Origin of the sequence: Streptomyces sp. 184 (assembly GCF_045781775.1) — a bacterium.
GTDB lineage: Bacteria > Actinomycetota > Actinomycetes > Streptomycetales > Streptomycetaceae > Streptomyces.
This window is the reverse complement of record NZ_CP123230.1, coordinates 1,446,550-1,460,879: the sequence shown is the minus strand read 5'-3', so window position 1 is coordinate 1,460,879 and position 14,330 is coordinate 1,446,550. Positions and strand designations below refer to the sequence as shown.

The window sequence follows — 14,330 nt, the reverse complement described above, 5'->3', positions numbered from 1 at the left end:
TACGGGCGTCCAACACCCTTGCCTCGTCCCCCATGAGGTCCATCGTCGCACCACCTGCAACCCGCGTACACCTGGTATACCGCAGCCAGGAAGGTCACTTCAGCGGTTTGTCGACTTCCCGACACAACGACTCATCAAACCTTGTCACGCCGGGTACCCCCAAAACAATGACCTCAAGAACACACACACGACACATCCGCCCCCCTCGCCATACCGCCCCCACGGCGCACACAGACCACGCGGCAGACACACGTCGAGGCCCGGAGTCCGATGGGACTCCGGGCCTCGATCTCGCGTAGCGGGGACAGGATTTGAACCTGCGACCTCTGGGTTATGAGCCCAGCGAGCTACCGAGCTGCTCCACCCCGCGTCGTGTGCCGTAAGGCTATCACGGTGCGGAGGGCCCCAACGCCGCCGTTCCGCGCGGGCCGTGGCCCGCCGGACTTCCCGTCCGGCGGGCCACGGGCCGCCCTAGGCCCCGCTGCCTCCGCCGTCACCGGCATCACCGGCATCACTGCCGCCTCCGCCGTCACCGCTGTCGGCACCGTCGGCGCCGCCGTCGCCGGCGTCCTCACCGGCACCGCCGTCGCCCTTCGAGTCCGCCTGCTGCTCGGCCTCCTCGATCCGCTGGAGGGCCTCCTCCAGCTCGTCCTGGGCCTGGCCGTACGCCTCCCAGTCCTGGTCCTGGAGCGCCTGCTGACCGTCCTCGTAGGCGTTCTGGGCGTCCTCCACGGCGTCCTGGAGGGTGCCCCCGGCCGGCGGCTCCTCCTCCGGTGGTGGCTCCTCGCCCGTGTCCTCGGGTGGTGTGGCTTCCTCCACCCCGAAGACGACGTTCAACGCCTTGGGCAACGTGTCCTCGAAGGCCGTCTGGTCGCCGTACGTGACCAGCACCTTGCGCAGCAGTGGGTAGCCGGTGCCGGTGCCTTGCACGTACACCGGCTCGATGTAGATCAGTCCGCCCTCCAACGGCACCGTGAGCAGGTTGCCGTAGATGACTTCCGAATCGCCTCTCTGAAGGATGTTGATCTGGTCGGCGATCGCGGCGTTGGAGTTGAATCTGGACTGCACCAGCTTCGGTCCCGGCACGGGACTGTTGGGTGGCAGCTTCAGGATTCTGATCTGCCCGAAGTCGTCGCTGCGCGCGTCCGCGCCCACGGCCATGTACGCGCCGAGGTTGTTGCGGTTGCGTGGCGTGAACGTCGTCGTCAGCGAGAACGTCCGCGAGTCCTGGTCCGGCATCTTCATGCTCAGGTAGTAGGGCGGCACCGAACTCTCGACCTTGGTGGTCGGGTCGTCCGGGATCTCCCACTGCTCGCTGCCGGAGTAGAACTGCTTGGGGCTGGTGACGTGGTACTGCGTCAGCAGCTCGCGCTGGACCTTGAACAGGTCCTGCGGGTAGCGCAGGTGGTCCATCAGCGAGTCGCCGATCTCCGCGCGCGGCTTGACCGTGTCCGGGAACGCCTTCATCCAGGTCTTGAGGACCGGGTCGTCGGTGTCCCACTCGTAGAGGTCCACGCTGCCGTCGTAGGCGTCGACGGTGGCCTTCACCGAGTTGCGGATGTAGTTGACCTGGTTCTGCTGCGCGATCACCGAACGCTGGTCGTCCGTCAGCGAGTCGGCCGTGGTGTCGCCCAGGGTGGTCCTGGTCGAGTACGGATAGCCGTTGCTGGTGGTGTAGGCGTCGACGATCCAGGTGATCCGGCCGTCGACCACCGCCGGGTAGGGGTCGCCGTCGATGGTCAGCCAGGGCGCGACGGCCTCCACCCGCTCCTTCGGGGTGCGGTTGTAGATAATCTGCGAGCCGTCGCCGATCGCACCGGAGTACATGATCTGCGGCTCGCTGAACGTCAGCGCGTACGCGGCCCTGTTGATCGGGTTGGACAGGTCCACCCCGCTGTCGCCCTTGTAGCGGTACGTCTTCTCGCCGGAGTCGTCGGCGTAGTCGACCTCGTCCTGCGGGCCGCCCACGATCGAGTAGTCGCGGGTCTGCTCGCCGTAGTAGATACGCGGCTCGTACTCGCCCAGCTCGCCCTCGGGCGGCAGGTTCTTCTCCGTGTACGCCGGGTCGCCGTCGTCGGTGACCTCGGTGCCCTTGGCGGCGACGACGCCGTAGCCGTGGGTGTAACGGAAGTGGCTGTTGATCCAGCCCTTCTCGGGGATGCCGCCGACGTTGATCTCGCGCAGGCCGACGACGGTGTCCTGCGAGTTGCCGTCCTCGTCCTCGTACCGGTCGACGTCCAGGGTGCCGGGGAACTGGTAGTAGCCGCGGACCTGCTGCTGCTGCTGGTACGTCGGCGAGACCACGCTCGGGTCGAGCAGGCGGACGCTCGCCGTGTTGTCGACGGCGGTGCGCAACTGCTCGTTGGTGGTGTCCTTGGGCGCCAGGCCCGAGTACTCCGTCACCTGGGAGTCATCGATGTCGTACGCCTTGCGCGTCGCCTCGATGTTCTTCTCGATGAACGGCGTCTCCTTGGCCTGCTCGTTCGGCTGCACCTGGAACTTCTGCACGATCGCCGGGTACAGCCCGCCGATCAGGATCGCCGAGAGGACCATGAGGCCGAGGCCGATGAGCGGCAACTGCCAGGTGCGCCGCCACAGGGTGGCGAAGAACAGGCCCGCGCAGATGATCGCGATGACGAAGAGGATCGTCTTCGCCGGCAGATAGGCGTTCGCGTCGACGTAGCGCAGACCGGTCCAGCCGTCCGTGGTTTTCAGACCGCTGGTCTTGGTCGCCAGGCTGTAGCGGTCGAACCAGTACGCCACCGCCTTGAGCGCCACGAAGGTGCCGAGCAGCACCGCGAGATGGCCGGTCGCCGCGGACGTCGCACGCGCGCCGGGGCTGGAGATGCGCAGCCCGCCGTAGAGGTAGTGCGTGAGCGCGGCGGCGATCGTGCACAGCACGACCGCCGCGAAGCCGAAGCCGAGCAGGAAGCGGTACCACGGCAGGTCGAACGCGAAGAAGGAGATGTCCTTGTGGAACTGCGGATCCTTCTCGCCGAACGACTGCCCGTTCACCCACAGCAGCCACGTGCGCCACTGCCCCGTCGCGGAGGCGCCGGCGATCAGGCCCACCAGCGTGGCGATGCCGAGCAGCACCCACTTCTTGTACGGGGCCAGGTTCATCCGGTAACGATCGAGGCTCTCCTGCTCCAGCGACATCGCGCTGAGCGGCGGGCGCAGCCTGTGGGCCAGCCACATGTTGAAGCCGACCGCGAGCGCCATCAGCAGGCCGAAGACGAAGAAGAGCCCCACCTTGGTCCACAACCGGGTGGTGAAGACCGAGGAATAACCGACGGAGCGATACCAGAGCCAGTCCGTCCAGAAGCCGGCGAACATGACGAAGATGATGCCCAGGATGGCGAGCACACCCAGCGTCATCAGCAGCGTTCGTACCCGCCGGGACGGCCTGCCCACACTGATCCGTGGCCCGGTGGGGCCTCCGCCGCGGTCCGGCATCTGGAAAGCCAACGTGGCACCTCGAGACTTGAACGTCCTGTCATACGGCCCCCGCGGCACAGGGGCTCAATGTGGCAACTTACTAAAGCTTTACTCAGTTCCCGCCGGGGGGTGGCAGAGAGCGATGAGGCAGGATGACGAGCATGTCCAACTCTCCCACCGGCGGTCCACCCCTGGCAGCTGACCCGCTGACACGCGCGGTCCTGGAGCTTGACGAGTACGCGGCCGGTTTCGGCTGGGACCGGCCCCCGCGGCTGTTCGCGCTCGTCGACACCGCGCGGCTGCGCGCGCAGGAGCCGGGGCTCGCCCGGCGGCTGGACCTCGACACCGAAGAACCCGGGTCCGGGGACGGCGCCGGGCTCGCGGCGGGGCCGGCCGCGCAGGTTTCGTACACACCGATCGAGCAGCAGGAACTGCCCGAAGGGCAGCCGCTCGACGAGTTCCTCGGCACCATCGCCTGGCCCGACGCGGTCGGCGGCTGCGCGCTCACGGTCGAGCGGCTGATGCTCCCGCCTGCGGCGGAGGCCGAGGTGCCCGAGGACCTCGACGAGGCGGGGCTCGCCGCCTGGGTCGCCGAGCACCCGCGGCGCGAGGAGGTCCGGATGACGGTGGGCGTGCTGCGCGACGGCAGCCGGGAGGCCGCGCTGCGGCTGCGCTCCAAGGACGCCCCCACAGAGGTGCTCACCGGGCCGGAACTGGTCCCGGGGCTCGCCCGGGCGCTGGCGGCGACGTTCGACTGAGCCGGTCGCCGGGCCGGCCGCCCCGCCGGGGCGGCCGGGCCTCGCCCGCTGTGCGCATCCGGCCGGCTACTCCTTGCACTCGTCGAGCCGGTCGAGGTTGCCGTCGCGGATGTGCTTCAGCGCACCCATGGCGTCGTCCATCGTCCGGATCTCCACCAGCGTGAGCCCGTCGGGTACGTCCCGGGCGGCAGTGGCGCAGTTCGCCGCGGGGGTGAGGAAGAACTTCGCGCCCTGGTCGCGGGCGCCGACGGTCTTCATGTGGATGCCGCCGATGGGCCCGACCCGGCTGTCGGTGTTGATCGTGCCGGTGCCGGCGACGAACTCGCCGCCCGTCAGGTCGCCCTTGGTGAGCTTGTCGACGATGCCGAGCGCGAACATCAGCCCCGCGCTGGGCCCGCCGACGTCGGCGAGCTTGATGTCGATCTCGAACGGGAAGGTGTGCGCGGTGCCCGCCGTGATGCCGACCATGGCCTTGCCGGGCTCCCGGTCGGACTCCCGGGTGGCGACCTCGATGTCCTTGCCCGGCAGCTTGCGGGGGTCCTCGCCGTTCTTCTCGGCCTTCTCGGCCTTGTCCGCGGGGACGATCCGGAACTCGACCTTCTCCCCCGGCTTGTGGCCGGTGACGAGCTCGACCACGTCGCCCGGCCCGTCGACGGGGGTGCCGTCGACCGCCTTGATCACGTCACCGGCGTGCAGCGTGCCCTGTGCGGCGCCGCCGGCGACCACGGAGGCCACGATCACGCGGGTGGTGAAGTCGATGCCCAACTCGTCGAGGGCGGCGACCTTTGCGCTCTCCTGCGAGGCGGTGAACTGCTCGGCGTTCTGCTGGTCGACTTCCTCGGCGGTGCTGTCGTCCGGGTACAGCGACTCGTGCGGCACCACCGCGTCGTCGGGCGAGAGCCAGCCGTAGACCGCCTCGACGAGGTTCATCTTGTAGTCGGCGCCGGTGACGCGGACCGTCGTCATGTTGAGGTGGCCGCTGGTCGGGAACGTCTTGCGGTCCTCGATGTGCAGGACGGGCTCGCCGTCGTGGTCCCCGAGGGTGTTCACCGTGGGCCCGGGCGACATCTCCGCGTACGGCACGGGGATGAAGACCCCGGCGATGAGGATGGCGAGCAGCGTCACGGTGGAGGCGAGCAGCGTCGCCGTGCGGCGTGGCATAGAACGACAGTACGGGACGCTCAAGCGGCCCCGGAACGCGAGTGACTACGCTCCATGGCTTCCCGGAAACGGGCGTACCCCGCCAGCTCGGTACTGTCTCCCACCTTGCGGTTGCGCGTCGCCCAGCCCGCCCATACGGCGGCTGCCCCGGCTGACGCGAGGGGTATGACCAACCAGGCTATCGCTGCCATCCCGTGCTCCTAGCTGATGTGAGTTCTTTCCGATAAGCCAACGCTCACGCGGGCCCGGAAGTTACGCAACTCGACAACCTCAGCCTGCGCCCACCCATTCCTCCGTCCCGTCGGTGAACTTCTGGTGTTTCCAGATGGGAACCTCGCGCTTGAGGGTGTCGACGAGGCGGCGGCAGGCGTCGAACGCCTCGGCGCGGTGCGGGCAGGAGACGGCGACGACGACGGCGAGATCCCCCACGGCCAGTTCCCCCACGCGGTGGACGGCGGCCAGGGCCCGTACCGGATAGTCGGCGGCGACCTTCTCGGCGATACGGCGCATCTCCGCCTCGGCGGTCGGATGGCAGGAGTACCCCAGCGCGGTCACGTCCTGGACGCGCTCGGACGCCTCCTGCCGGTCGTGGTCACGGACCGTGCCGACGAAGAGGGCCGTGCCGCCCGCGGCGGGGTCGCCGACGGCGGCGAAGACCTCGTCGAGCGAGAGCGGCTCCGCGCGGACGGCGACGAGGCGCACGGGGTCCGCGGCGCCCTGCTCGCCGGGGTGCTGCGGGGTGTCTGCCATGCGTCCATCCTGCCGCACGGGACCGACACCCCGCCCCGCGGCCGGTGGTAGCCCGGTGCGCCGGGCGGCCGAGCCGGCCGTGCGGCGCGTGGGCGGGCCGGCCGTGCGGCGCGCGGCCCGGCCGGCCGCGCGTACGGGCCGGGACCCGGTCCGTACGCGCCGCTCCGCCGCGGCGGAGGCTCAGATCTTGCCGCGTCGCGCCTTGCGCACCCGGCGCACGACCGCGGCCGTGCCCAGCAGCGCGACCGTCGCCCCGGCCGCGCCCGCGGCGCCCGCCGCCGCGGCGTCCTTGCGGCCCAGCCGGCGGCCCGCGACCGTGTGCCGGCCGGAGACCTCCTCCAGCAGCTCGGCGAGGACCTCCTCGTTGGTGTGCTGCGGGCGCCAGCCGGCGTCGTGCAGCCGGCTGCCGCTGACGACCCAGGGGTACATCGTGTACGCCAGGTCCCCGGCGGGCGACGGCGTGAGCCCGAGGCGGTGCAGCCGGGCGGCGGCGCCGAGCGCGACGGCCGACGGCAGCTCCATGCGCCGGATGCCGGTCAGCTCCTCGACCTCCTCCTGCTCCAGCCACCCGTCGCAGCCGACGGCCAGCTCGCCCTCGGCCTTCTCCAGGGCCGCGAACTCCAGCGCGGCGGCCAGGTCGTCGATGTGGCAGAACTGCCAGCACGGCCGGGTGCCCTTGACGACCAGCAGCCGCGGCGACTCGAAGTACCGGGTCAGCGGGGTGTCGACGCCGCCGACGACGGCGGCGGGGCGCACCACGGTGACGTTCAGGCCGGGGTGCGCGCGGGGCGCGCGGCGACCCAGGCGCTCCATCTCCAGCAGGTCGCCGACGCCGGTGGCCTCCTCGGTGGCGCGCAGCTCGGCGTCCTCGGCGAGCGGGACGGGGTTGTCCGGCAGGGCCCCGTAGACCATGGCGGAGGTGCACAGGACGACCCGGCGCACGCCGGCCGCGGCGGCGGCGGTGAGCACCGTCTGCGTACCACGTACGTTGTACGCGGTACGGGCCGTGGCGTCGGTCTCCAGGTCCAGGTCGAGGGCGAGGTGCACCACGACGTCCGTGCCGCGCAGCTTGTCGGCGATCGCGGGGTCCCGCACGTCCAGCACGTGCCAGTGGGCCTCGGGCAGCTCGCCGCGCCGCTCGTCGATGGCGACGACCTGCCTGACCTCGTCGGAGGCCGCCAGCCGCTCCGTGACCAGGGCGCCGATGCCGGCCGCCGCCCCGGTCACGGCGACGACGGGGCGCCACGCGCCCGGGGCGGGCTCGTCGGCCGCGACCCCATCGGCGGCCTTTCGCGCTGCGCGAACGTTCGGTTCCGGGGAACTCACCGGGCGGCTCCAGCTGTTGTGTGCAGTAGTTCCATCCATCCTGCCCCAGCCGCACCCGCAGCGGTGGCGACGGGCGGCAGGACATCGTGCAGGCATACGAAGCGGCATAGGGTGGAGGTATTGGAGGGCGTACGCCGCCGGCCCGGTGCAGGCGGCCCGACGAGCCGAGGAAACCGTGAGTGACACCCCATTCGGATTCGGCCTCCCCAAGGAGCCGGACGACGACGGCGAGGGCGACGACAAGGGTGCCCGCAAGGGGGACGGCGACCGGAGCGGCCGGGACCCGTTCGGCTTCGGGGGCGCCGCGGGCGACCCGCAGAACCCCTTCGCGGCCATCTTCGGCTCCCTCGGGGGCGGCCCGGGCGGCGCCATGGGCCCGCAGGACCTGGGCGCGGCCTTCCAGCAGCTCGGCCAGATGCTGAGCTACGAGGGCGGGCCGGTCAACTGGGACATGGCCAAGGACATCGCCCGCCAGACCGTCTCGCAGGGCGCGGCCGACGAGAGCAAGGACGCCAGCGTCGGCGACGCGGAGCGCAGGGGGGTCGAGGAATCCGTACGCCTGGCCGATCTGTGGCTCGACGAGGTGACGTCGCTGCCCTCCGGCTCGGGCGCCGCGCTGGCCTGGAGCCGCGCGGAGTGGGTCGAGGGGACCCTTCCGGTGTGGAAGGAGCTGGTCGACCCGGTCGCCGAGCGCGTGGGCGCCGCCATGGGCGGTGTGCTGCCGGAGGAGATGCAGGCCATGGCCGGCCCGCTCATCGGCATGATGCGCTCGATGGGCGGAGCGATGTTCGGCACCCAGATCGGGCACGCGGTGGGCGTGCTGGCCGGCGAGGTCGTCGGCTCCACCGACATCGGGCTCCCCCTGGGGCCCGCGGGCAAGGCGGCGCTGCTGCCGGTGAACATCAGGAGGTTCAGCGAGGGCCTGGGCGTACCGCTGGACGAGGTCCGGCTGTACCTGGCGCTGCGCGAGGCCGCGCACCAGCGCCTCTTCGCCCACGTACCGTGGCTGCGCTCGCACCTGTTCGGTGCCGTCGAGGGCTACGCGCGCGGCATCGAGGTGGACACCTCCAAGCTGGAGGACCTGGTCGGCCAGGTCGACATCGAGCGTCCCGAGCAGTTGCAGGAGGCACTCCAGCAGGGGATGTTCCAGCCGGAGGACACCCCCGAGCAGAAGGCGGCGCTGGCCCGTCTGGAGACGGCCCTGGCGCTGGTGGAGGGCTGGGTGGACGCGGTCGTGCACGCCGCCGCCGAGCCGCACCTGGACGCCCCGTCGCTGAACTCGCTGCGCGAGGCGCTGCGCCGCAGGCGCGCCACGGGCGGTCCCGCGGAGCAGACGTTCGCCACCCTCATCGGGCTGGAGCTGCGCCCGCGGCGGCTGCGGGACGCCTCGCGGCTGTGGGCGTCGCTGGCCGACGCGCGCGGGGTCGACGGGCGGGACGCGCTGTGGGCGCACCCGGACATGCTGCCGACGGCGGGCGACCTGGACGACCCGGACGGGTTCGTGCACAGCGAGCAGCCGGACTTCTCGGAGCTGGAGAAGATGCTGGGCTCGGGCGGGACGCCCGCGGGGCCGGACTCCGGCAAGGCGGTCGGGCCGGGTGAGGCTGCCGACGCGGGCGGCTCCGGCGGCGACGAGAAGGACCGCAAGGACGGGCCGGACGCAGAAGGCGAACAGGACGGGCAGGGCGGCGGCAAGGGCGACGCGGACAGGTGACGCTGCGGAACGACGCCGAGCGCGTACTGAAGGAGTGGCACGCGCCGGACGCCGGTCAGGACGCGCTGCGTGGCGCGTACCTGGAGCATCTGGCGGCCCATCCCGACGGCATGTACAAGCCGTGCGCGGCCGGGCATGTGACGGCCAGCGCCCTGATCGTCGACGTGGCGCGTGAGCGGGTACTGCTGACCCTCCACCGCAAGCTGAACATGTGGCTCCAGACGGGCGGCCACTGCGAACCGGGGGACGCCACGCTGGCCGCGGCGGCGCTGCGGGAGGCGAGCGAGGAGTCCGGCATGACGGGACTCACGCTGCTGCCCGGCGGCCCGGCGGGGCTCGACCGGCACGACACGCCCTGCGCGCGGCACCTGGACGTGCAGTACGCGGCCCTGGCCCCCGCGGGGGCGGTGCCGTCGATCAGCGAGGAGTCGCTGGATCTGCGCTGGTACGGGTACGACGAGGTGGCGGCCGTCGCCGACCCGTCGGTGGCGATGCTGGTGGAGCGCACGCGGGCGCGGCTGGGCTGAGGGCCGGGCTAGTCGGCGCCGGGCGGCGGGCCGGTCGGCGCGGGGCGCGGGATGAACGGCAGGCTCTCGCCGGCGACCACGCCCTCCAGGTAGCCGCGGGCCCGTTCGGTGCGGGGGTAGGCGCCGACCAGCTCCCAGAAGCGGGGGCCGTGGCCCGGCACGAGCAGGTGGGCCAGCTCGTGGATGAGCACGTAGTCGATGACGTAGTCGGGCATGCCCTTCAGCCGGTGCGAGAGGCGGATGGTGCCTTCGGCGGGGGTGCAGGAGCCCCAGCGGGTGTTCTGGTTGGTGACCCAGCGCACGCTGGAGGGCCGGGCGCGGCCGTCGAGGTACTGCGCGGACAGCCGCTGGGCGCGGTCGGCAAGCTCGGCGTCCCCGGGCATCCGCCGGTTCTCCTGGGCCTGGAGCTTGTCGAGCATCACCGTGACCCAGCGCTGCTCCTCCGCCTCGCTCATGCGGGCGGGGATCAGCACGACGGTGCGGTCGCCCTCGCGATAAGCGGAAACCGTCCTGCGTCTGCGCGCGCTGCGTCTGACCTCGACCGCTCGCGACGGTTTCGGCCGTCCTGGGCTGTGCTCTGGGTCAGCGGGCACGGCATGACGTTACCTGGTCAGGGGGGAGAAAGTCCCGGCCAGGAGCAGGTGTACGACGCCGCCGCGGGCGCCGTGTCCAATTCGTACGACTTTTTCCGGCACCTGTGGATAACTCGTGATGCGGCAAGGCGGGGCCTGGCAGAGTGGCGGAGGAACGAGGGGGGCGCGATGCATCCGATGATCAAGCCGGCGCTGCGGCGGAGCTGGCGCGGCAGGCACACCATGCAGATGGGGGTGACCAGGGCACATGCGGTGTCGATCCATCCGGTGGACTCGGCGACGGGGCTGTTCCTGCGCCGGCTGGACGGCACGCGCGGGCTGGATGCGCTGCGCCGCGAGGCGCACAGGTTCGGCCTCTCCCCCCGGTCGGTGGACACCCTCGTCGCCCGATTGACGAGGGCGGGGTTGATCGACGAAGGGCCGCCCCCGCCGAATACCACCGGAACTCCCCCGGACGACCACCCGACCTCCACCGACCGTCCACGCGGCATCCACCCTTCCCCGAGCCCGGATCCACCGGCACCGCCCGCGGCGGCGCCGTCCGGGCCGCCGCCGTCCGCGGCACGGCGGGGTGGGGCGCGGGGTGGGGCGCGGCGAGGTGGGGCGATACCGGCGCGGCTGCGGGGTGACCAGGCTTCGCTGTCCGTCGTGCATCCCGAGCCCGGGGCCGCCGCGGAGCGGCTGGCGGCGCGGCGGGGGCTGCGAGTGCTGGTGCGCGGCGCCGGGCGCGTGGGGGCCTCGGTGGCGGCGCTGCTCGCCGCCGCGGGCGTCGGCGAGGTGGAGGTCGTCGACGGCGGCTGCGTCGAGCCGTGGGACGTGGCGCCCGGCGGTGTGGGCGCCGGGGACGTCGGCCGGCGGCGGCGGGACGCGGCCCTCGGCGCCGTGCGGCGGGCCGGGCCGTGGCCGGCGGCGCGGGGCGGGCGCCCGGGCGGGGCGGTGTCGCTGGTGGTGCTGGCGCCGCGGGACGGGCTCGCCGCGTACGCGCCGGATCCGGAGGTCGCGCGGCGCTGTCGCGAAGCGGGCTTTCCGCACGTGTACGCGGGTGTGCTGGAGGGCACGGGGGTGGTGGGACCGCTCGTGCTGCCGGGTGGTTCGGCCTGTGCGGGCTGTCTCGCGGCGGCCCGGGCGGAGCGGGAGCCGGAGTGGCCGCGGCTGCTCGCCCAGTGGCGGAGCGGAGGTGATCGGGAGGGGGTCGCCGCGTGTGATGTGGCGTTGGCGACAATGGTGGCGGGACTGACGGCCGCCCACGCCCTGACCTTTCTCGACGGACGGCTGCCGGTCTGCACGGGGGCCCGGCTGGAGTTCGCGCTGCCGGGCCTGGCCTGGGAGTTGACGAAGCTCGATCCACACCCGAGGTGCGGGTGCGGTGCGGCGGCAGCCGCTGACCGGGATACGGGAGTGGCCCATGTCTGACCTTCCGCGCAAGGCGATCACGCGTACGGCCAGGCTGGCCTCGCTGCCGGTGGGCTTCGCCGGGCGCGCCACCTGGGGGCTCGGCAAGCGGCTCGGCGGACGGCCGGCGGAGCTGGTGGCCCGCGAGTTGCAGCAGCGCACCGCCGAGCAGTTGTTCAAGACGCTGGGCGAGCTGAAGGGCGGGGCGATGAAGTTCGGGCAGGCGCTGTCCGTCTTCGAGTCCGCCCTGCCGGAGGAGATAGCCGGGCCGTATCGCGCGGCCCTGACCAAGCTCCAGGAGGCGGCGCCGCCGATGCCGGTGCGCACGGTGCACGGGGCGCTGACGGAGCGGCTGGGCCCGGACTGGCGCGATCTCTTCGTGGAGTTCGAGGACACGCCCGCGGCGGCGGCCTCGATCGGGCAGGTGCACCGGGCGGTGTGGCACGACGGCCGCGAGGTGGCGGTCAAGGTGCAGTACCCGGGCGCGGGCAAGGCGTTGCTGTCCGACCTGGCGCAGTTGGGCCGCTTCGCGCGGCTGTTGGGGCCGCTGGTGCCGGGGCTGGACATCAAGCCGCTGATCCAGGAGCTGCGGGACCGGGTCGCGGAGGAGCTGGACTACGAGCTGGAGGCCCGGGCCCAGAGCGCGTACGCGGAGGAGTTCGCGGACGACCCGGACGTGCTGGTGCCGGACGTGGTGCACCAGGCGGACCAGGTACTGGTCACCGAGTGGCTGGACGGGGTGCCGGTCTCGGAGCTGATAGCGAACGGCTCGCGGACGGAGCGGGACCGGGTGGGCCAGTTGCTGGCGCGGTTCCTCTTCGCCGGTACGGCGCGCACGGGCCTGCTGCACGCCGACCCGCACCCGGGCAACTTCCGGCTCGTGAAGGAGGGCGAGCCGGAGGAGTGGCGGCTCGGGGTGATGGACTTCGGCACGGTGGACCGGCTGCCCGGCGGGCTGCCGGAGGAGATCGGCGTGGCACTGGGGATGACGCTGGCCGGCGAGGCGGACGAGGTCTACGAGCTGCTGCGCGAGCAGGGGTTCGTGAAGCCGGACGTCGAGCTGGATCCGGAGGCGGTGATCGACTATCTGGTGCCGATCATCGAGCCGGCCGCGGTGGAGGAGTTCGCCTTCAGCCGGGAGTGGATGCGTACACAGGCGGCCAGGATCGCCGACCCCCGCAACCCCGCGCACCAGTTGGGCCGGCAGCTCAACCTGCCGCCGTCGTATCTGCTGATCCACCGGGTGACGCTCAGCACCATCGGGGTGCTCTGCCAGCTCGGCGCGCAGGTGCGCATGCGCGAGGAGCTGACGGAGTGGCTGCCGGGCTTCGCCGACTACGCCGAAGGGGGCCGTCCGGAGGACGACCCCCACGAGGGTTCTGCGACGGAGGATCCGGCGCCCGCGAGCGCCTGAGGGCCGGGGCCGTTACTGCATGACGGCCATGGCCAGCGCGCGCCGGGCGCGCATGTGCGCGCGCTCGGCCCGTCGCTGCATCCGCCGGGCGGCGATCAGGCGCATGGCCCTGCGTTCCCGTTCCGCGGCCTCCACGCGGTCCCGATACTGGGCCCGCGCGAGAGCTTCTGGCATGAGTTGCATTTCGAGGTTCCTGTTCTGGCGCTCGTCGTAGGCGCCTGCTTCGTGGCGTGCTGCGGGGTAGTCGGTGGACGGGCTCATCGTCGTTTCCTGCTCTGCCGGTTCGTGCGCTCTCGGACGGTCGATCGTGCCGTGGGCGTTCATGCCACGACCGGGTTCTTCCGCGGGCGCCCACGCGGCCGCTTCCGCGGTACGACCACACCCTGGACGAACAGCTCGCCGCCCCAGACGCCCCAGGGCTCGCGGCGCTCCTTGGCGCCCGCGAGGCACGCCTCACGGACGGGGCAGGTCTGGCAGAGGGACTTGGCGTACTCGACGTCCGCCGGGGTCTCGGCGAAGAACACTTCGGGGTCGTAGCTCCGGCAGGGCACGAGGTCGCCGAGCGCGTCGATTCGCTCGTCGAGCTCGGTGAGAGCGGTGAGCTGGGTCAAGGGGACCTCCAGGTCGGTGGTGCCGGGCACGGGGTCGGGCGTGGGCCTGTGCGGGGTGTGCACGGGGAGGGACACGGTGCCGTCCTTGCTCGTCGTGTTGATCAACTTCTGCGTTGGGCAAATCAAAAGGGCCGCGGATCCCGGTTCGGGTTCCGCGGCCCTGGAAGGTGCCGTCTCGATCGGTTTGATCAAGATGGTTCTTTCCAGGGATCAGGCCCGCGGAAGGCCCGCATGTGCTGCGTCGTGGCCGCAATGCCGCCGCCAAAGGCGCCATTGGCCCACTCCTGCTGGAGGTCGGCACCCGCTGCCGCCGCCGCATAGGCCGGAGCCTGCGCCGCTGCTACAAGGAGTGCCTTGGTCGGTCGCTCGTCACGGGTGTCGGCACCCAGACCGCCACGGACACCGGACACACCGGTGGCGGGGACCTGGGACTTGGAGAGGGCGAGCAGGCAGGAGGAGACGACCTCGCGACCGTCGGCAGCACGACCGTCAAGTTTCGTGATGCTGATCATGGTTTCTCCTCCTCTCTGGTCTCGTCGGACCGGCGAGCCGGTCCAAGGTCTCCTAGTACAACACGGAATCACCGGCTCCGTGAAGAGCTGTTCTTCCGTGCCGGAAGGCTATGAGGCTACTCCCGGCGATCGCA

The 14,330-nt window shown here is 71.9% G+C and carries 13 protein-coding genes and 1 tRNA gene; 5 read left to right on the top strand and 9 right to left on the bottom strand.

All coding sequences use genetic code 11. From position 1 onward, the window contains the following. Positions 1-296: 296 nt before the first annotated feature. Positions 297-370 (bottom strand) — tRNA-Met (locus QBL21_RS06370). A 101-nt stretch (positions 371-471) separates the two neighbouring features. Then, a complete protein-coding gene (locus QBL21_RS06365) occupies positions 472-3,456 on the bottom strand; it encodes a UPF0182 family protein (RefSeq protein WP_407566329.1) in 2,985 nt (994 codons plus the stop codon). Between the two features lie 143 nt (positions 3,457-3,599). Here QBL21_RS06365 and QBL21_RS06360 point away from each other — a divergent pair, with 143 nt between their 5' ends. Next, on the top strand, positions 3,600-4,196 hold the full coding sequence (locus QBL21_RS06360) for a PPA1309 family protein (protein ID WP_407561000.1): 597 nt from the start codon (positions 3,600-3,602) through the stop codon (positions 4,194-4,196). A 66-nt stretch (positions 4,197-4,262) separates the two neighbouring features. Here QBL21_RS06360 and QBL21_RS06355 read toward each other — a convergent pair whose 3' ends face one another. The 3 genes from QBL21_RS06355 to QBL21_RS06345 all read right to left on the bottom strand — a co-directional run bounded on the left by QBL21_RS06355 (position 4,263) and on the right by QBL21_RS06345 (position 7,433). Further along, positions 4,263-5,357, bottom strand: a complete 1,095-nt coding sequence (locus QBL21_RS06355) for a PDZ domain-containing protein (RefSeq protein WP_407560999.1) — start codon at positions 5,355-5,357, stop codon at positions 4,263-4,265. Between the two features lie 270 nt (positions 5,358-5,627). Continuing rightward, positions 5,628-6,107: a molybdenum cofactor biosynthesis protein MoaE gene (locus tag QBL21_RS06350; RefSeq protein WP_407560998.1), complete on the bottom strand. Its 480-nt coding sequence runs from the start codon at positions 6,105-6,107 to the stop codon at positions 5,628-5,630. Positions 6,108-6,287: 180 nt separating this feature from the next. Next, complete coding sequence (locus QBL21_RS06345; RefSeq protein WP_407560997.1) at positions 6,288-7,433, bottom strand: NAD-dependent epimerase/dehydratase family protein; 1,146 nt, start codon at positions 7,431-7,433, stop codon at positions 6,288-6,290. Positions 7,434-7,608: 175 nt separating this feature from the next. Between QBL21_RS06345 and QBL21_RS06340 the strand changes: the two genes are divergently transcribed. Together QBL21_RS06340 and QBL21_RS06335 are read left to right on the top strand one after the other, a co-directional pair. Then, positions 7,609-9,147: a zinc-dependent metalloprotease gene (locus QBL21_RS06340; protein WP_407560996.1), complete on the top strand. Its 1,539-nt coding sequence runs from the start codon at positions 7,609-7,611 to the stop codon at positions 9,145-9,147. Further along, complete coding sequence (locus QBL21_RS06335) at positions 9,144-9,674, top strand: NUDIX hydrolase (protein WP_407560995.1); 531 nt, start codon at positions 9,144-9,146, stop codon at positions 9,672-9,674. Before QBL21_RS06340 ends, QBL21_RS06335 begins: the two co-directional genes overlap by 4 nt. A gap of 8 nt (positions 9,675-9,682) precedes the next feature. Here the strand turns inward: QBL21_RS06335 and QBL21_RS06330 are convergent, their stop codons facing one another. After that, positions 9,683-10,267 carry a M48 family metallopeptidase gene (locus QBL21_RS06330; RefSeq protein WP_407560994.1) on the bottom strand — a complete coding sequence of 195 codons (585 nt, stop codon included), beginning with the start codon at positions 10,265-10,267 and terminating at the stop codon, positions 9,683-9,685. A 168-nt stretch (positions 10,268-10,435) separates the two neighbouring features. Between QBL21_RS06330 and QBL21_RS06325 the strand changes: the two genes are divergently transcribed. Beyond that, complete coding sequence (locus tag QBL21_RS06325) at positions 10,436-11,680, top strand: ThiF family adenylyltransferase (protein ID WP_407560993.1); 1,245 nt, start codon at positions 10,436-10,438, stop codon at positions 11,678-11,680. Continuing rightward, the gene (locus tag QBL21_RS06320; protein WP_407560992.1) at positions 11,673-13,073 is read left to right on the top strand and encodes an ABC1 kinase family protein; all 1,401 of its coding nucleotides are present in this window, start codon (positions 11,673-11,675) and stop codon (positions 13,071-13,073) included. Before QBL21_RS06325 ends, QBL21_RS06320 begins: the two co-directional genes overlap by 8 nt. A gap of 12 nt (positions 13,074-13,085) precedes the next feature. Here the strand turns inward: QBL21_RS06320 and QBL21_RS06315 are convergent, their stop codons facing one another. The 3 genes from QBL21_RS06315 to QBL21_RS06305 form a co-directional block, all read right to left on the bottom strand. After that, on the bottom strand, positions 13,086-13,397 hold the full coding sequence (locus QBL21_RS06315) for a hypothetical protein (protein WP_407560991.1): 312 nt from the start codon (positions 13,395-13,397) through the stop codon (positions 13,086-13,088). After that, complete coding sequence (locus QBL21_RS06310; protein WP_106966315.1) at positions 13,394-13,759, bottom strand: WhiB family transcriptional regulator; 366 nt, start codon at positions 13,757-13,759, stop codon at positions 13,394-13,396. The genes QBL21_RS06315 and QBL21_RS06310 overlap by 4 nt, the downstream gene beginning before the upstream one ends. Before the next feature lie 113 nt (positions 13,760-13,872). Continuing rightward, positions 13,873-14,196 carry a hypothetical protein gene (locus QBL21_RS06305; RefSeq protein WP_407560990.1) on the bottom strand — a complete coding sequence of 108 codons (324 nt, stop codon included), beginning with the start codon at positions 14,194-14,196 and terminating at the stop codon, positions 13,873-13,875. Between the last annotated feature and the right edge of the window lie 134 nt (positions 14,197-14,330).

Excerpts from the sequence above, each read along its gene's own strand:
- QBL21_RS06305 (WP_407560990.1), bottom strand. The coding sequence starts at position 14,196 with ATGATCAGCATCACGAAACTTGACGGTCGTGCTGCCGACGGTCGCGAG.
- QBL21_RS06350 (WP_407560998.1), bottom strand. The coding sequence starts at position 6,107 with ATGGCAGACACCCCGCAGCACCCCGGCGAGCAGGGCGCCGCGGACCCC.
- QBL21_RS06325 (WP_407560993.1), top strand. The coding sequence starts at position 10,436 with ATGCATCCGATGATCAAGCCGGCGCTGCGGCGGAGCTGGCGCGGCAGG.
- QBL21_RS06320 (WP_407560992.1), top strand. The coding sequence starts at position 11,673 with ATGTCTGACCTTCCGCGCAAGGCGATCACGCGTACGGCCAGGCTGGCC.
- QBL21_RS06360 (WP_407561000.1), top strand. The coding sequence starts at position 3,600 with ATGTCCAACTCTCCCACCGGCGGTCCACCCCTGGCAGCTGACCCGCTG.
- QBL21_RS06365 (WP_407566329.1), bottom strand. The coding sequence starts at position 3,456 with ATGCCGGACCGCGGCGGAGGCCCCACCGGGCCACGGATCAGTGTGGGC.
- QBL21_RS06355 (WP_407560999.1), bottom strand. The coding sequence starts at position 5,357 with ATGCCACGCCGCACGGCGACGCTGCTCGCCTCCACCGTGACGCTGCTC.
- QBL21_RS06315 (WP_407560991.1), bottom strand. The coding sequence starts at position 13,397 with ATGAACGCCCACGGCACGATCGACCGTCCGAGAGCGCACGAACCGGCA.